Source organism: Bradyrhizobium iriomotense (assembly GCF_018129405.1).
GTDB lineage: Bacteria > Pseudomonadota > Alphaproteobacteria > Rhizobiales > Xanthobacteraceae > Bradyrhizobium > Bradyrhizobium iriomotense_B.
Window position 1 is genome coordinate 255,433 of the sequence record NZ_JAFCLP010000002.1, and the last position, 16,413, is coordinate 271,845.

At 63.2% G+C, this 16,413-nt stretch carries 14 protein-coding genes; 2 read left to right on the forward strand and 12 right to left on the reverse strand.

The genetic code is table 11. The features are described 5' to 3' along the window. From secF to yajC, 3 genes are read right to left on the reverse strand one after another with little or no spacing between them, the layout of a single operon-like run. On the reverse strand, positions 1–1,020 hold the full coding sequence (secF, locus tag JQ592_RS05935; RefSeq protein ID WP_211401977.1) for a protein translocase subunit SecF: 1,020 nt from the start codon (positions 1,018–1,020) through the stop codon (positions 1–3). 10 nt (positions 1,021–1,030) lie between these two features. Continuing rightward, positions 1,031–2,635 carry a protein translocase subunit SecD gene (secD, locus tag JQ592_RS05940; RefSeq protein WP_211401978.1) on the reverse strand — a complete coding sequence of 535 codons (1,605 nt, stop codon included), beginning with the start codon at positions 2,633–2,635 and terminating at the stop codon, positions 1,031–1,033. 47 nt (positions 2,636–2,682) lie between these two features. After that, positions 2,683–3,060, reverse strand: a complete 378-nt coding sequence (gene yajC, locus JQ592_RS05945; protein ID WP_028171851.1) for a preprotein translocase subunit YajC — start codon at positions 3,058–3,060, stop codon at positions 2,683–2,685. Positions 3,061–3,241: 181 nt separating this feature from the next. Between yajC and JQ592_RS05950 the strand changes: the two genes are divergently transcribed. Continuing rightward, entirely contained in the window at positions 3,242–4,222 is a 981-nt protein-coding gene (locus JQ592_RS05950; RefSeq protein WP_211401979.1) for an ATP-binding protein, read from the forward strand. 396 nt (positions 4,223–4,618) lie between these two features. Here JQ592_RS05950 and JQ592_RS05955 read toward each other — a convergent pair whose 3' ends face one another. The 6 genes from JQ592_RS05955 to JQ592_RS05980 all read right to left on the reverse strand — a co-directional run bounded on the left by JQ592_RS05955 (position 4,619) and on the right by JQ592_RS05980 (position 13,039). Next, positions 4,619–6,049 (reverse strand): outer membrane protein, encoded by a 1,431-nt coding sequence (locus JQ592_RS05955; protein WP_211401980.1) that lies wholly within the window; start codon positions 6,047–6,049, stop codon positions 4,619–4,621. A 448-nt stretch (positions 6,050–6,497) separates the two neighbouring features. After that, the gene (locus JQ592_RS05960; protein WP_433996401.1) at positions 6,498–7,535 is read right to left on the reverse strand and encodes an HAD family hydrolase; all 1,038 of its coding nucleotides are present in this window, start codon (positions 7,533–7,535) and stop codon (positions 6,498–6,500) included. Between the two features lie 172 nt (positions 7,536–7,707). After that, positions 7,708–9,390: an arylsulfatase gene (locus JQ592_RS05965; RefSeq protein WP_211402519.1), complete on the reverse strand. Its 1,683-nt coding sequence runs from the start codon at positions 9,388–9,390 to the stop codon at positions 7,708–7,710. A gap of 114 nt (positions 9,391–9,504) precedes the next feature. Next, complete coding sequence (locus tag JQ592_RS05970; protein ID WP_211401981.1) at positions 9,505–10,500, reverse strand: formylglycine-generating enzyme family protein; 996 nt, start codon at positions 10,498–10,500, stop codon at positions 9,505–9,507. Positions 10,501–10,884: 384 nt separating this feature from the next. After that, on the reverse strand, positions 10,885–12,279 hold the full coding sequence (locus JQ592_RS05975) for a LysM peptidoglycan-binding domain-containing M23 family metallopeptidase (RefSeq protein ID WP_211401982.1): 1,395 nt from the start codon (positions 12,277–12,279) through the stop codon (positions 10,885–10,887). 109 nt (positions 12,280–12,388) lie between these two features. Next, positions 12,389–13,039, reverse strand: coding sequence for a protein-L-isoaspartate(D-aspartate) O-methyltransferase (locus tag JQ592_RS05980; RefSeq protein WP_211401983.1), 651 nt, complete (start codon positions 13,037–13,039; stop codon positions 12,389–12,391). A 239-nt stretch (positions 13,040–13,278) separates the two neighbouring features. Between JQ592_RS05980 and JQ592_RS05985 the strand changes: the two genes are divergently transcribed. Continuing rightward, positions 13,279–13,650: a response regulator gene (locus JQ592_RS05985; protein WP_211401984.1), complete on the forward strand. Its 372-nt coding sequence runs from the start codon at positions 13,279–13,281 to the stop codon at positions 13,648–13,650. A gap of 112 nt (positions 13,651–13,762) precedes the next feature. Here the strand turns inward: JQ592_RS05985 and surE are convergent, their stop codons facing one another. From surE to serS, 3 genes are all read right to left on the reverse strand, one after another. Beyond that, positions 13,763–14,530 carry a 5'/3'-nucleotidase SurE gene (gene surE / locus JQ592_RS05990; RefSeq protein ID WP_211401985.1) on the reverse strand — a complete coding sequence of 256 codons (768 nt, stop codon included), beginning with the start codon at positions 14,528–14,530 and terminating at the stop codon, positions 13,763–13,765. A 113-nt stretch (positions 14,531–14,643) separates the two neighbouring features. Beyond that, complete coding sequence (locus JQ592_RS05995) at positions 14,644–15,000, reverse strand: hypothetical protein (protein ID WP_211401986.1); 357 nt, start codon at positions 14,998–15,000, stop codon at positions 14,644–14,646. 59 nt (positions 15,001–15,059) lie between these two features. Then, positions 15,060–16,391 (reverse strand): serine--tRNA ligase, encoded by a 1,332-nt coding sequence (gene serS / locus JQ592_RS06000; protein WP_211401987.1) that lies wholly within the window; start codon positions 16,389–16,391, stop codon positions 15,060–15,062. Between the last annotated feature and the right edge of the window lie 22 nt (positions 16,392–16,413).

The window sequence follows — 16,413 nt, forward strand, 5'->3', positions numbered from 1 at the left end:
TCATGCCTTGTTTTTCTTCGCCGGCGTAGCCGTCTCGGGCGCATCCTCGCGATGCTCGCCGACGCCGAGATAGATCAGGATCGGCGCCGCAATGAAGATCGAGGTGTAGGTACCGACCAGCACCACGCCGAACATCATCACCGCCGTGAAGCTGTGGATGGCGTGGCCGCCGAACAGCAGCAGCGCGAGCAGTGCCAGCGTCACCGTGACGTGGGTGATGATCGAGCGCGACAGCGTCGAGTTGATGGACTCGTTGAGCAGCTGCGGCATCGGCATCTTCTTGTAGCGCCGCAGCATTTCGCGGATGCGGTCGTAGATGACGACGGTGTCGTTGAGCGAATAGCCCAGAATGGTCAAAAGAGCCGCGATGCTGGTCAGGTCGAAATCGACCTGGCTGATCGACATGAAGCCGATCGTCAGCACGATGTCGTGCACGTTGGCGATCATGGCGCCCAGCGCGAACTGCCATTCGAACCGGAACCAGAGATAGATCAGGATCGCGACGATCGCGAGCATCAGGCCGATCATGCCGTAGGCCAAGAGCTCGCCGGCGACGCGCGGACCGAGCACCTCGGTGCGCTGAATGTCGACGCTGTCGCCGAGCGCGCCACGAAGCTTCTGCAGGGCTGCCTGCTGTGCGGCGTCGCCACCCGGCTGTTCCGCAACGCGGATCAGGACATTCTCGGGGCCGCCGAACTGCTGCAACTGGACTTCGCCGAGACCGAGGGCGTCGAGCTTGGTGCGCATCGCCGCGATGTCGGCGGTGCCGGACCTCGCCTTCACCTCCAGCAGCGTGCCGCCCTTGAAGTCGATACCGAGGTTCAGCCCATGGGTGAAGAACAGCGTGATCGCGACGATCGACAGCGCGGCCGAGATCGGGAAGCTGATGCGGCGGAAGCGCGTGAAGTCGAAATGCGTGTTGTCAGGAACGATGCGCAGCGACGGCAACAGGCCGAGGGCCGCAACCACGGTGAGGATGGCAATCAGGACGCCGAGCCCGATGAGAACGGTGTGAGTCACAATCAGGCTCCTAGATCGGCACGCTCTGCGGCCGCTTCCACCGCACCCACCAGGCGACGATCAGCCGGGTCAGGGTGAAGGCGGTGAACACCGTGGTGATGATGCCGATGCCGAGCGTCACGGCGAAGCCGCGCACCGGGCCGGTGCCGATGTAGAACAGCACCGCGGCAGCAATGAAGGTGGTGATGTTGGAATCGAGGATGGTGGCGAGCGCCCGCTTGAAGCCGGCGTCGATCGCCGAGATCGCGTTGCGGCCGCCGCGCAGCTCCTCGCGGATGCGCTCGTAGATCAGCACGTTGGAGTCCACCGCGATGCCGACGGTGAGCACGATGCCGGCGATGCCGGGCAGCGTCAGCGTGGCGTTGAGCAGCGACAACAGGCCGAAGATCATGGCGACGTTGATGGCCACCGCGACGTTCGCGAACACGCCGAACAGCCGGTAGGTCAGCAGCATGAACACGATGACCAGGATCGAGCCGACGTAAGCTGCAAGCTCGCCCTTCTCGATCGAGTCCTGGCCGAGGCCCGGACCGACGGTGCGCTCCTCGACCACCGTGAGCGGCGCCGGCAGCGCGCCGGCGCGCAGCAGGATCGCGAGATCGTTGGCCGATTGCACCGTGAAATTGCCCGAGATCTGGCCCTGGCCGCCGGTAATCGGCTCGCGGATGACGGGCGCCGAGATCACCTTGTTGTCGAGCACGATCGCGAACGGCAGCCCCACATTCTCGGTGGTGGCCTGCGAGAACTTGCGCGCGCCCGAGGTGTTGAACTTGAAGCTGACGACCGGCTCACCCGTGCGCTGGTCGAAGCTCGCCTGGGCATCGGTCAGATCGCCGCCGGCGACCAGCACCTGCTTCTTGACCACGTACGGCACGGGCGGCGGCGAGGCGCTCATCAGCAGCTCGGATTCCGGAGGCAACCTGCCCTGCTGCGCCTGATCCGGCGGCACGGAGGTGTCGACCATGCGGAATTCCATCTTCGCGGTCTTGCCCAGCAGCTCCTTCAGGCGGGTCGGATCCTGCAGACCGGGGACCTGCACCAGGATGCGGTCGTTGCCCTGGCGCTGGATGACGGGCTCGACGGTGCCGAGCTCGTTGACGCGGCGCTCGACGATCTGGATCGATTGCTCGATGGTCTTGCGCATGCGGTCGAGCATCGCGGCCTGCGGGATGCTCAGGCGGATCACGCCGCCGCCGGCGTCGGTCACCTCGAGGTCGCGCTGACCGCTCGATCCCATCAGACCGCCCAGCGGCTGGGACAATTCGCGCAGCTTGGCGAGCGCCGGCTGCACGTCGGTTTCCTTAGTGATGCGAACCTCGGCCGCGTCGTTACGCACGGTCACGCCGCCGGTGAAGCCGATCTTGGCATCGCGCAGCGTCCGGCGAACGTCGTCGCGGATCTGGTCCAGCCGCTCCTTCTTCACATAGTTGGAATCGACCTCGAGCAGCAGATAGGAACCGCCCTGAAGGTCGAGGCCAAGCACGATCCGGCGCTGCGCCCAGGCCGGCCAGGTCTTGACCGTCGCCTCGGGAAAGAAGTTCGGGACCGCGCAGAGGCACACGATCAGCGCTGTCAGGATAATCCCCAGCGCCCTCCACCGCGTGAAATACAACATCGACTGGACCTGTCAGATCAGGAGACTTTGGAGACTCGCGGAAGCGCTCACTTCGACGCGGCGTCGTCCTTGGCGGTTTCCTTCGCACTATCCTTGGATTCTTTCGCCGGCTCGCCCTTGGCGCGCACGCCGGAGATCATCTGGCGCATCTGCCGCACGCGCACGCCGTCGGAAATCTCGAACTCGATCTGGTCGTCATCGACGACCTTGGTGACCTTGCCGACCAGGCCCCCCGAGGTCACGACGGTGTCGCCGCGGCGGATGTTCTTCACGAGGTCGGCATGGTCGCGGACCTTCTTCTGCTGCGGACGCAGAATCAGGAAGTACATGATCACGAAGATCAGGGCGAACGGCAGCAGCGACATCAACATGCTGTTGGTGTCACCGGCGCCCGCAGCCTGGGCATACGCAGGGGTAATCAGCATTCGGACGATCCTCGTGAGAACGGGGGAAAGCCGGTCAGGCCCTCAGGGGCGACCGGTTCGGTCAAATTCGCGCGGACTATAGCGGCCATTGCCCCAATTGCAACGCTGCCAGACCGTCGATTTGGCCACCTTGCGGCGCGCCGTCAGGCCCGATAAGGCTGCATTCTCAGGAACTTCGGACATGCCCAAAAAACCAAGCAAAAGCCCGGCCGACAAAGGCCCCCGTCCCCCTGCCGGCAAGCCCGCCCGCGTCGCGGCAAAACGCCCCACGGCGGCCGTCAAGGCGGCCCCGGACCTCTCCCAGGAGCGCCTCGTCCGCGCGCTGGAGACCATTGCGGCGCACCTCGCCGCCCAGGGCAGCCCGGCCATTGAGCCCGAGTCGTTCGAGCGGGCCGATGCCTATGTCTGGCACCCCGACGGCCGCCTCTCGGCCGTGCCGCGGGTCAGCCGCGTCGAGCTGTTCCTGCTCAAGGGCGTCGACCGGATGCGCGACATCCTGATGGAGAACACCGAGCGTTTCGCAGCCGGCCTGCCCGCCAACAACGCCCTGCTCTGGGGCGCGCGCGGCATGGGCAAATCGTCGCTGGTGAAGGCGGCACATGCCAGCATCAATGCCGGCCGCAAGCCCGCCTACAGGCTGAAGCTGATCGAGATCCACCGCGAGGACATCGAGAGCCTGCCGGCGCTGATGGAGAAGCTCCGCGACGCCAGCTTCCGCTTCATCGTGTTCATCGACGACCTATCCTTCGACGGCAATGACGCGTCCTACAAATCGCTCAAGGCCGTGCTCGAAGGCGGCATCGAGGGCCGCCCCGAGAACGTCATCCTCTACGCCACCTCCAACCGCCGCCATCTGCTGGCGCGCGACATGATCGAGAACGAGCGTTCGACCGCGATCAATCCCGGCGAAGCGGTCGAGGAGAAGGTCTCGCTGTCGGATCGCTTCGGCCTCTGGCTCGGCTTCCACCGTTGCAGCCAGGACGAATATCTCGCCATGGTGCGCGGCTATTGCAGCCATTTCGACATCAAGATCGACGACGAGGCCCTGGAGCGCGAGGCGCTGGAATGGTCGACCACGCGCGGGTCCCGCTCGGGCCGCGTTGCCTGGCAGTTCGTGCAGGAGCTGGCGGGACGGCTGGGCGTGAAGCTGACGGCGCAGTAGCGGTCGGATTGCAACCCAGTTACGGGTGTCTTTCCCCGAAGACGGGGAATCAAGGGCGCGTGCGACGCCGCCGCAGGGACGGCGGCGAGGCTGCCAAAGAAGCCGGGTATCCAGAAGCTGACACCGCCTTCATCGGCTCGCGCCGCATCATTGGGGAGCGCGAGTAAGGTGGCAATTGCCGCCGCGCCCAAACGAAACCAGCCGTTGATATCGACTTCCTGCTCTTTATCTGCATCTGCCGATTTCCACTCTTCAACTGCCCTCCGCACAACCGAAGAACAATCCGGCCGTGTGAGGACCCCGAAAACGATCGGCTGCACAAAGCCGGCCCGGTCATGCAACGGACTAGGGTTGCGCGACCAGAAATTTCCTAATCTCGCTCGCAACAGACGCCTCTCACCTCTCCGGGAATAGCAGGGAGAAAAACAAGCGCAGTTGCCACGCCGGCGCGCCATCCGGTCTAACCACGTTATAAAAGCCTTGGATCGACGCACTCACCGGCTGGTCGCCGAGCTTGAACAACCGACCAAAGCCGCCACCGATCGGTACGGTCCATTGCTGACCCGGCGCTGCAAGCCAGTTCGCGGTCATAATCGGTGAACTTGTCAGGTACCATCCGTGCGCCATGTTGTAGTTGATAAACGGCTGCACGAGAAATTGATTCACGCTCGGGCGCAACGGATTGCCGCCAACGGACCACTGATTGTTGGCCAACACGCCGATCACCCAATGTCCCGGCGTTACTAACGCGACGGCCGTTGGACCGAGCAGTACTTTTCCCTGTCCAAGAATAGGATCGGTCGCGGACGGAATCGTAAAGACCGGACCGACGCCCCAGATCAGGGAACCCGGATGGGTGGGTGACACAAAGAATTCCTGAGTGATGTCACCAATGCCATTCGTGTTGCTGTCAAAAAACGGGCTCGGTTGACTGATCACGGGCATGATGGTCCGCGAAATCAGATTCCAGTCTGCGTTGAGGGAAAGCGGCACGACTGGCTGAATGTTGAGTACTTCCTGGGTGCGGTTGAACGGCCCGGCGTTGAAATTAGTGTTGCTTTGGAAGGGAACGCTGACGAGATCGGCGATGGGGTTCTGTGATTTCTTGGCTAGGTCTTCACCTTCGGAGTGCTCGGCAGAATGCACGGTTCTTGCCGGCGCGACCGTATCGGGAAGCCCGCTCTCGAACTTATAGTTCGCACCGAACTTGACCATCTGAAGGTCGCGATTCAGCGGGATGGGCGGGACGGTGGGCGAAGTCCAGTGTCCCAGCCCAACGTAATCGTATTCGAGCTTGATCGTCCAATGCGATTTAAACCCGTACTCGATGCCCACGCCAGCTAGCCAGCCGGAACTGGTGTTGGACCCCTGCCAAGTGACGCCGGGAAAGTTCAACGAGGCATTGCTCTGCACCCAGCCACCGCCAAACTTGCCGTAGAGAAGCCAGCGGTCTTCCACGAGGCCGACGCGGCCTGCCACCGTTCCGATCCAGTTCTGGCTCACCGAGCCGAGCGTAGGAGTCGGAAGCACGGGATGACCAAATGTCGCCCCATCGAAATCACCTTCCACGCCAAACAAAAGATGGCCGGCCTGGAAGTTGTAGCCGGCCTGAACGCCACCGATGAATTCCGTCAGCCCGCCATATAAATTGTTGCCTGGAATGTTCAGGCTGCCGCTGGTCCAGGCCCCACCGACATTTGCGCCAAGATAGAACCCTGACCAATTGTATGGCGGCGGAAGAGCGGTCGGAGCCTTCACCGGCATATCCGCAGCACGCGCAGTGACGCTCACCAAGATAGCAAGCAGAGCCGCAAGGAACGACTTCATGGCACGCTCCCATATGGGGTAACGATATTGCCAGACTTTCCCGTCGCTTCCTCATTCAACTACAATTGGTTATTTTTGACTGTCTCTTACGGGACACACCCGGCGAGAATGTCGATCAGCTGGATGCTTACCGCATACGAGGCCGCTTTTGGCCCGTTTGAGACAGACCAACCGACTCAGAATTGTCCGCTTATGGGTAGACCGGAAGCGACGGGTGCGTAGTCAGAACGACGCGATTGACCCATACCAGAAGTCAAAGCCCTCTCATGGTAGCGTCAGCGATGGGCAACCCATGCGTCTCGCGTCAGTCGGTAAAGAACTTGCGGCCGCAACGGGTCACTTTCCGCGATACGTGGATGAGTTGGCGTGCTCGGCTCAATAGCGTGCATTTAGCTTGATGGTTGATCCGCACCGCATTCGCGCGGCCAGAAGCCTTACGATCTCGCCTCTAATCAAACGAAAAGATCCTCTTCCAGTCCCTCTTCATGTCAACAACGGTCCACCTGTTCAGCGCTGCAGCATCGAGAGCGACATCGAGCTTGCCGAAATGCGACTGGCGATCGTAGGCATATTCACGTTCCGCATCGGTATGGTGGACGATCAGGCCGAACCGCGCGCCGCTGGCACCGAGCGTCGCCCATTGCAGCATTTCGAGGTCGCCATCGGAGTTGCCGAAGGCGGCGATCGGACGCCGGCCAATGTGGCTATTGATCCCGATCGGCTTGCCGGCCTTGTCGTCGATGAAATCGACCTCGGGCAGGCGAAATAGGACCGGCGTGCTGTCACGCATTTCATATCTGGTCTTGATTGACGATCCGACGACCTGCTCGGGAGGTATGCCATAAATCCGCTCGGTCCACGGCCGCATGAATTCGATGCCGCCTCCTGACACGATGAAGGTCTTGAAGTCGTTGGTGCGGAGGTAAGCGAGCAATTCGAGCATAGGCTGATAAACAAGCTCGGTGTAGGGGCGTTTGAAGCGGCCATCACGCGTGGTCGCAAGCCAGTCTGTAACGATCTTCTCAAACTCCGCTGTCGTCATGCCGGCGTGAGTCACCGCCACCAGCTCGGCCACACCCTTTTCGCCGAAAGCTGCGAGCGCCTTCAGGTCGCCGTTCAGCACTGCCGCGAAGGGCTGCTTTTCCTTCCATTCCGGATGCATGGGTGCAAGAACCTTCACGCGATCCAACACAAAAGCGAGCTGCACATACATCGGCTGCTCGATCCAAAGCGTCCCATCGTTGTCGAAGGTCGCGATGCGTTGATCGGGCGGTACGAAATAGGGCCCGCCACTCTCCGTGATCCGTGCGACGAAGTCGACGATCGAAGCTTTCGTCGGGCCTTCATTCCAAGATGGCAGAGGACCGGCTTGCGTCTGGGCCATGGCCGACGTGGAACGCAGGGCGGCAGATAGAAACGGAAGCATCGCCAGAGACGAGAGCAGTGCGCGACGGTCAAGGCGTGGAAATCGCATGATCTGTTTCATTGTCGATCCGCTTGTGCGGCCCCTACCGGTCAACATTGAAGTTGCGTGCGAGGCTAGTGTCGCTGCTATTCGTCGCGCGCTTGCCGATATGCTGCTTCGTGAGAAGTCGGATTCAGAGCGCGGTGGATTGGCGAGCGCCGAAAGTGACGCTCGCCAATGCAGTATCGAGCCACTAGTCGCTGCGGCCTGCCGTCTTCATATTCTTAACTTGCTGCATGACCTGTTCCAGGTTGTAGCTGGCCGGGTCCTGCAGCGGCGGGAACTTGATGAAGGTCTCGAGGTGCATCAGCCAAAGCTGCTGGCCGATGGGCAGCAAGTTCCAGTCATAGACATAGGCCGTCGATGGAGAAGCAATCGCCCCGCCCATACCGAAGAGCGTCTTCTGTTGCTGACCCACCGAGGTCTCGAAGGGATCGCGCTTGATGTTGACGACCTGGGTCCAGGAGTAGGGCCGCACGCCGTTAACGAAGCCGGCCGGGTCGTCGGACACCATTGCGAAATACATCTTCCAGTTCTTGTAGCGGACCGCCGACGGATCCTTGCTGGAGTAGTACAAGAAGTGGTCGCGTGCCGACTTCTCTGACTTGCCGCTCAGGTAGTCGATCTGGTTGATGCCGTCGAGCGTGGTCTTGACGATGCCGGGATACTCGCCGGCCTCGATCCGTTGCTTCAGTGCGTCGCCTTTGGGCCCGCCGGCGATCTCGACGAGAGTCGGAAGCCAGTCAAGGGCGGAAAACATTTCGTTCTTCACCGTGCCGGGCTTGATGACGCCTGGCCACCGGATCACCATCGGGGCGCGCATGCCGCCCTCCCAGGTGCTCAACTTGCCGCCCTTGAACGGCGTGACGCCGCCGTCCGGGAAGGTGATGGTCTCGGCGCCGTTGTCGGTGGTGAAGACGACGATCGTGTTGTCGAGTTGGCCCATGTCTCCGAGCTTTTTCAGCACCACGCCGATATTGTCGTCCATCTGCTTCATGCCGGCTTCATTGATGCCCCAATCCTTGCCGCCGGGTTCGCCCACCATCGCCAGGTACTTATCGTTCAGCACGGTCGTGATGTGCATGCGCGCCGGATTGTACCAGACGAAGAACGGCTTGTTGGTGCGACGAGGATCGTTGCGATCGAGGAAGTCGACGACCTTGGCCGAGATTTCCTCGTCGATACCCTTCGATCGATCGAGGGTCAGCGGGCCCTCGTCCTTGCATGTCATGTTCTTGGCGGTGCCATCTGAGGACTTGCACGCGAGCATTGGACGGGGTGGCGTCAGGCAGACCGTGGTCTTGGGGTCCACCGCGCCGGGAACCTCAGGTACGCCGGGGATCGGCGTGTTCTTGCATGGCGGCGCGACGGTCTGCTGGGCCGGGCTCTTGTTGATGTCGGGGAAGCTCACCCCCTGCATGGCATCGAGGTGATACAGGTAGCCCCAGTACTCTTGGAAACCATGTGCAGTTGGCAGCGAGTCGGTGTGGTCGCCGAGATGGTTCTTACCGAACTCCCCGGTGTTGTAGCCGAGATCGAGCAGGAACCTGGCGAGGGACGGCGTCCCGGGCCGCAGATAGGATGGGCTGCCGGGAATCTCTGGCAAGGTCATGCCGACGCGAACCGGCTGCATGCCGGTAAGGAAGGCCGTACGCCCGGCCGTGCAACTCTGCTCGGCGTAATAGTGCGTGAACATCGCGCCCTCGTTGCCGATGCGATCGATATTGGGCGTTTCGCCGACCATCAATCCGCGGTGGTAGATGCTCGGCTGCATCCAGCCGATGTCGTCGCCCATGATGAAGAGGATGTTTGGTTTTTGCGCCGGCTGTTGGGCGACTACCGGAGTGCTGATCAACGCTGCGGATGGAATTATCATCGTCGCACTGAGCAGCGCCAGACAGGACCGCTTGATCCAGCTTTGCGTCTTGCGCGGCGTTGCAACCGAAAGCTTGTCATTGAATACGCAATTCAACATGGCATTCCTCTCCCGTTATGATGCGTTGGAGACACCTCGTCTGATGCACCGAAATCCAAGATGACTCGTGGATGTGTCGACCGGCTCCGCATGCCGCGCAGCCGGCCGGTAGCGCCGGCAGTAATTCGGCGCGCACAAATGCGAGCCGCCTTTGATGACCTTGCGTGGAATCTTGACGTTGGTCGTTCTGGGGTCGTAGCTATCGGCCTCGCGGCCGCCGCGCGGGTTCTCTGGAATGCAGCAGGCTTTTGCAGCGTCGGCCTCATGCCGAGGCGCGTACCAGTCGGACGTCCACTCCCAGACGTTGCCGATCATATCGTGCAGCCCGTATCCGTTCGGCGGAAACGCGGTGACCGGCGATGTCCGTTCGTACCCGTCGTCCCCAGTGTTATGGCGTGGAAATTCGCCCTGCCAGGTGTTGGCCATGTGACGGCCCTCGGGCGTAAATTCATCTCCCCATGCGAACTCGGCACCGTCCAGCCCGCCGCGCGCCGCGAATTCCCATTCCGCCTCGGTCGGCAAATCCTTGCCGGCCCATCTTGCGTAGGCGATCACGTCGCTGAACGCCACATGCACGACGGGATGATCGTCCAGCCCACGGATGTCGCTTCCGGGTCCATAGGGATGCCGCCAGTCCGCGCCTTTGGCGAAGGTCCACCACTGGCTGAAGTCCCGGAGATTGACCGGATACGCGGGCGGAGAGAACATCAGCGAACCCGCGTAGATCATATGCGGGAGAATTCCGGGATAATCCTTTGGATCGGGCGTGATCTCGGCAACGGTGACGTGGCCGGTAGCTCTGGCGAATGCCTTGAATTGCCGGTTCGTCACTGGATGGCGATCCATCCAGAACGCATCCACGGTGACGCGGTGGACCGGCGCTTCCTCCGGATAGTGCCGATCCGAACCCATGCGAAACGTGCCGCCCGGCACGTACAGCATCCCCTCATCTGCTGGATGCTGGAACGATTGTCCGGGATCAGGCGACGATTTCGTATCAGCCAGCTTCATGCCGATCTCCGGACCCGTGCATCATTGGCTTGCGCCGCCACGAAAACGGAACGCCACTCTTCCAGGTTGATCTAGATCAAGGGTTCAGGGTTGGGTTTTCACGCCGGCGCTGGGTCGCTGGCAAGCCCAGCCATGTCCGTTGCGCCGTCGAAACCGAAGCAGTCTCAAAACACTAGACGATCGCACCGACAGCCATCGGCTACTTTGCATGGGGTTGTTTTTCGAAATTTGATTTTCCGTACGCCATGGTTCGAGGCAGCTTCTCGGCTTGGCGATCGCCGCCGCTGGAATACTGGATCGCCCGCTCGAGTGCGCAATGCGCACAAGACGGGCGATGACAGCATATTTGTGGTGATTGCGCGCCCGACTCTGTGGGCCCGCGCCTCACGCCCCGTTCAGGAATTGAAGCGGGTCAACCGGGCTCGATCCCTTGCGGATCTCGAAGTGGAGCTGCGGCGACGCCACCTCACCGGATTGACCCGACTTGGCAATGACCTGACCGCGCTTGATGGTATCGCCGCGCTTCACCAGCAGCTCACTCGCATGGGCATATGCGGTGACGTAGCCGTTGGAGTGCCGAACCAGGACCAGATTGCCGTAACCCTTCAGCTCGTTGCCGGAATAGGCGACGACGCCGTCTTCAGCCGCCTTCACCGGCGTACCCTCGGGCACTGCGAGATTGATACCGTCGTTGGACTTGCCGTTGGTCTTGGCGCCGTAGGTCGTGACCACCTTGCCGCGCACCGGCCAGCGGAAGGTCGGCAGCGCGCCGGTGGCCTCCGCAGCCTTCGCCGGCGTCTCGGCGGGCTTCTCTTCGACGTTCGCCGTTGCCTGGGCCAAGCGCGCGCTCTGCACGGGAGCGACAGCCGCCATCTTGGTGGCGGGAGCCGGTGCCGGAGCAGCGGCAACGGGCTGCAACGTTCCTGCAACCGGTGCCGCTGCGACGGGCGCCGCGGCAACCGGCGCCGCGATCGCAGCGGTCTTGGCGCCGGGCACGGTCAGCTTGGTGCCGAGCTTGAGCTTGGCCGACGGATCGAGGCCATTGGCACGAGCCAGCTCGACCGCCGAGATGTGGTTCTTGCGGGCGATGCTCGCGAGCGTGTCGCCGCGATTGACGAAATGAGTGCTCGGCGGCGCCGCAACGGCCGCGACCGGCTTCGCAGCAGACGCTGCCGCAATGGGAGCCATCGCCGGCGCGGGCGCTGCGGCCGTCGCTGGATGCGGGATGATCAGCTGCTGGCCGGGCGAGAGCGCGCGCGGACCCTTGTAGCCGTTGGCGGCGAGGATCGCCTGCGGCGTGACATGGTAGCGCTTGGCGAGCACGTCGAGGGTGTCGCTGGTGCCGACGATGATCTTGGTCCCGCCGGCCGGTTGGGCGGCCGCGACCGAGCGCGGCGGCACGGTGGCCGTGGTCTCCAGATGCGGCTGCGCCGGGGGCGCGTAGGAGCTGACGCCGCGGCCGCCTCCGGACACGCCGGCGCCCGAGGTGACGGGATAGGATTGCGGCGCGGACACCGCCGGCGGCGGCAAGGGCTGCGACTGATAGTAACCGGGCTGCGTCTGCGGCCGCGCATATTGCGGCAGCTCACGCGGCTGCTGCGGCGGCGGGGCCTGCTGCACCGAACCGGTCGATTCAGATGAGAAAGGATTGGAGAAATTCGACTGGGACAGCCGCGACGACATGTCGGCGCTGCACCCTGCGAAGCTGAAGGAGATCAGCGCCAGCACCGCGACCTGCGGCACGCGGCGCGAGTAAAGCAACTCGACGACGACAGACATGGTTACTCACTCGTACGCAACAGAACTGGTGTTTTAAGTAAACACGCGCCGAGTAAATAACGGCTTAACCCTCCCAATAAGATGTTGGCGGAACAGCCAATCCGGAATTCTACAGCTCCCGCGCCACGCCGGGCAGTGCCGGGACGAAGCGGACGTCGACGAGTTCCTTGCGCTCGATCCCGGCTTCGGTCCGGGTCAGGCGGATCAGCGTCTGCACGCCCTGATGCGGCCCGACCGGGGCGATCAGGATGCCCCCGACCTCGAGCCGCTCGACCAGGTTCTCCGGAAGCTGCTCCACCGCGGCGGTGACGATGATGCGGTCGAACGGCCCGATATTGGGCGGCAGGTTGAGACCGTCGCCGAGCATCACCTCGACATTGTGACAAGCGAGCTTTTCGAGCCTGGCGCGTGCGGCATCGGCCAGCTTGCGATAGCGCTCGACGGTCAGGACCTTGCCTGCGAGCCGCGACAGCACCGCCGCCTGATAGCCGGAGCCCGCGCCGATCTCGAGCACACGGTGATGCTTCTGGAGCTGGAGCTGCTCGGTCATGTAGGCAACGACGAAGGGCTGGCTGATGGTCTGCCCGCACGCGATCGGCAGCGCGCTATCGCGATAGGCGACCTCGCGATCGGCCTCATCGACGAAAAGCTCGCGCGGCACCTCCTCCATGGTCCTCAGCACCGCCTGATCGCTGATGCCCCGACGCCTCAGCGTGAGCTGAAACATCATCTTTTCCGGCGGATGCTGATTGGGGGTCATCGCTGCTTGTATCGTCTCGTCGGGTCCGGATCGTCGCTTGCAGAGCTCAAGGCCCGGGCGAGAATCTTGTTCCTGCCCAGGAACCCATGATAGCCTTTTGCTGCAGTATTTGACCACAAATTGGCCTGCAGCGGTCTGGCCGCGAAGGCCATTTTCGGGCGCTCGTTCGCCGAAACGCGCATTGCGTCGATTCGCGTTATCTGCGAACGTTTTCGCAAATGGGCAAGGACTCACCGACAATGACTGCGACAGGGCTTTCGGGCCGCTCTGTATTCCTCGTCGAGGACGAGGTGATGATCAGGATGATGGTCGCGGACATGCTCGAAGAGCTCGGCTACAAGGTCGCAGCCGAAGCCGGCGATATCACCGAGGCCATGCGGCTCGCCCAGGCCACCGAGTTCGACATCGCCATCCTCGACGTCAACGTCAACGGCAAGGTCATCTCGCCGGTCGCCGATGTGATCAGGGCGAAGGGCTGCCCGTTCATCTTCGCCACCGGCTACGGCTCCTCCGGCCTGCCCGAACAGTATCGCGACCGGCCGGCGCTGCAGAAGCCGTTCCAGCTCGACGCGCTCGGCAAGACCATCGAGGCCGCCCTTCGAGGCAGCTAGGACACTTCCGTAGCCCGGATGGAGCGCAGCGAAATCCGGGATTTTCGCCACGTGCAACGACGGCCCCGGATTGCGCTTCGCTCCATCCGGGCTACAGGTTCGTCGCGAACCGCTACTTCAGCGTCGCGCTCAGCGCTTCCGAGAACGCCTCGTTGGTGCGATCGAGTCTGAGCGGCGTGACCGAGACATAGCGATCGCGCAGCGCAGCGAGATCCGTGCCGTCGGCCGGCGTATCCATCATCGCCGCGCGCTCGAAGCCGATCCAGAAATAGGGGTTGTTGCGCCCGTCCCTGCGCTCGTCGATCCTGAGGAAGCCGAGATTGCGCTTGCCCTGGCGGGTGACGCGAATGCCGAGCACATCTTCCGGCGCGCAGGACGGGAAATTGACGTTGATGACGGTGTCCTTCGGGATGCCCGCGGCGATCACCTTACGCAGGATGTCGGGACCGAATTTGCGCGCGGTGTCCCACGGCGGCCGTTCGCGGGTCTCGACGCTGAACTCCTGCGACAGCGCGAACGATGGCAGCCCGAGGATGGTGCCTTCCAGTGCGCCGGCGATGGTGCCGGAATAGACCACGTCCTCGGCGACGTTGCGGCCCTTGTTGACGCCCGACAGCACGACATCGGGCGGCTTGGTGCCGAGGATATGCCGCGCTCCCATGATCACGCAGTCGGTCGGAGTGCCGCGCACGGCAAAGTGCCGCGGACCGACCTCGCGCAGGCGCAGGGGATCGTTCAGCGACAGCGAATGCGACACGCCGGACTGGTCGAGCTCGGGCGCCACTACCCAGACGTCGTCGGACAAGGCACGCGCGATCTCCTCCACGACCGTGAGGCCGGGAGCGTGGATGCCGTCGTCATTGGTGCAGAGAATGCGCATGAGAGAGGTCGATTCCAGAAAGCGGGGTCCGAGCCGTCTTATCCGGCTATGGCCGATCAGGCAAACCGGACCAATTTCGGGGCCGGCCGGCCGGGTTCCCTAGCCTGGTCCTGTTACCGGCGGACGCGCCATTGCGGCAGGAAGCGCGCCAGCCGGCCTTCGACCCGCAGCTGCATTGCCGGCAGGACCGGGCTTTCGACGGGCGTCTCGACCACGCCGAGTGCCGCCAGCTGCGCAACGATCGGGTCCGGTGTCTGCGGAAAACGTTCGCGTGCCACCGTCAGTGCCTTGTCGAAGTCAGCGGCATTCACGCCGGGCTTGGCCCGCCGGCTCTGCACGAGATCCTCATCCCAGAGCCGCGCGATCTCGATGTCGAGCACACCGCGCAAACGCTGGTCGACGGCCTGGATGCCGGCACCCGTCACCGCCCATTGTCTGCCGACCCAGAAGATATCGCGGTGCAAGGCCATGGACGGTAGGTTCGCGTTGACGGGCCGGCAGGATAGCCAGCCGCCCGATCTTCGCAACCCTACTCGCGCGCGATCACCTTCAGCCCGCCCATATAGGGCTGGAGCACGCTGGGGACCGCGATCGAGCCGTCCTCCTGCTGATAGGTCTCCATCACCGCAATCAGCGCGCGGCCAACCGCAGTGCCGGAGCCGTTCAGCGTGTGCACGAAGCGTGGCTTGCCGTCGGGCCCGCGCGAGCGCGCATCCATGCGGCGTGCCTGGAAGTCGCCGCAGACCGAGCAGCTCGAGATCTCGCGGAACATGCCGCCATCGCCCTGCCCGGGCATCCAGACCTCGATGTCATAGGTTTTCTGCGACGAAAATCCCATATCTCCTGCGCAGAGCGTCATCACGCGATAATGCAGGTCGAGCTTCTGCAACACCTGTTCGGCGCAGGACAGCATCCGCTCCAGCTCGTCCTTGCTGGTCTCGGGCGTCGTGATCGAGACCAGCTCGACCTTGGTGAACTGGTGCTGCCGGATCATGCCGCGGGTGTCGCGCCCCGCGGCGCCCGCCTCGGCACGGAAGCAGGGCGTCAGCGCGGTCAAGCGCATCGGCAATTGCTTCTCGTCGAGGATGGATTCGCGCGCGAGGTTGGTGAGCGAGACTTCCGCGGTCGGAATGAGGCCGAGGCGCTCGGTCTTCAGCCGCTCATGATCTGGCGAGGCGAGCAGCTCGCCCTTGATCGCCCAGAACTGATCGTCCTCGAATTTCGGCAATTGTCCCGTGCCGAACATCACCTCGTTGCGCACCAGCAGCGGCGGGTTGATTTCGGTGTAGCCGTGCTCGGTCGTGTGCAGATCGAGCATGAACTGACCGATGGCGCGTTCGAGCCGCGCCAGCCCCTTCTTCAGCACGACGAAGCGCGCGCCGGAGAGTTTTGCGGCCGTCTCGAAATCCATGTAGCCGAGCGCCGTGCCGAGATCGTCATGCAGCTTCGGCGCGAAGCTGTAATTGCGCTTGTTGCCGAACAAATGGTGCTGCACGTTGCCGTGCTCGTCGACGCCGTCGGGCACTTCGTCGAACGGAATGTTCGGAATCGCGGACAGCTCTTTGGTCAGCTCCTCGTCGGCGGCTTTTGCGGCGGCTTCGAGCTCGGGCATCGTGGTCTTGAGTTCGGCGACCTCGGCCATCAGCGTGGTCGCGCGCGCCTCGTCCTTCGCCTTCTTGGCATCGCCGATTTCCTTCGAGGCCGCATTGCGCCGCGCCTGCGCCTGCTCGGAGGCCAGGATCGCCGCCCGCCGCCTCTCATCGATCGCCAGCAGCGACGCCGACAGCGGCTTCAGGCCACGCCGGGCGAGGCCGTCGTCGAAGGCTTGCGGGTTATCGCGGATCGATTTGATGTCGTGCATGGCCGTGGTCCTGGGGCTGCGC

What these genes read in the sequence shown, in the direction of transcription:
- secD (WP_211401978.1), bottom strand. Translation starts at nt 2,635, where the DNA reads ATGTTGTATTTCACGCGGTGGAGGGCGCTGGGGATTATCCTGACAGCG.
- yajC (WP_028171851.1), bottom strand. Translation starts at nt 3,060, where the DNA reads ATGCTGATTACCCCTGCGTATGCCCAGGCTGCGGGCGCCGGTGACACC.
- JQ592_RS05950 (WP_211401979.1), top strand. Translation starts at nt 3,242, where the DNA reads ATGCCCAAAAAACCAAGCAAAAGCCCGGCCGACAAAGGCCCCCGTCCC.
- JQ592_RS05955 (WP_211401980.1), bottom strand. Translation starts at nt 6,049, where the DNA reads ATGAAGTCGTTCCTTGCGGCTCTGCTTGCTATCTTGGTGAGCGTCACT.
- JQ592_RS05960 (WP_433996401.1), bottom strand. Translation starts at nt 7,535, where the DNA reads ATGAAACAGATCATGCGATTTCCACGCCTTGACCGTCGCGCACTGCTC.
- JQ592_RS05965 (WP_211402519.1), bottom strand. Translation starts at nt 9,390, where the DNA reads ATGATAATTCCATCCGCAGCGTTGATCAGCACTCCGGTAGTCGCCCAA.
- JQ592_RS05970 (WP_211401981.1), bottom strand. Translation starts at nt 10,500, where the DNA reads ATGAAGCTGGCTGATACGAAATCGTCGCCTGATCCCGGACAATCGTTC.
- JQ592_RS05975 (WP_211401982.1), bottom strand. Translation starts at nt 12,279, where the DNA reads ATGTCTGTCGTCGTCGAGTTGCTTTACTCGCGCCGCGTGCCGCAGGTC.
- JQ592_RS05980 (WP_211401983.1), bottom strand. Translation starts at nt 13,039, where the DNA reads ATGACCCCCAATCAGCATCCGCCGGAAAAGATGATGTTTCAGCTCACG.
- JQ592_RS05985 (WP_211401984.1), top strand. Translation starts at nt 13,279, where the DNA reads ATGACTGCGACAGGGCTTTCGGGCCGCTCTGTATTCCTCGTCGAGGAC.
- surE (WP_211401985.1), bottom strand. Translation starts at nt 14,530, where the DNA reads ATGCGCATTCTCTGCACCAATGACGACGGCATCCACGCTCCCGGCCTC.
- JQ592_RS05995 (WP_211401986.1), bottom strand. Translation starts at nt 15,000, where the DNA reads ATGGCCTTGCACCGCGATATCTTCTGGGTCGGCAGACAATGGGCGGTG.
- serS (WP_211401987.1), bottom strand. Translation starts at nt 16,391, where the DNA reads ATGCACGACATCAAATCGATCCGCGATAACCCGCAAGCCTTCGACGAC.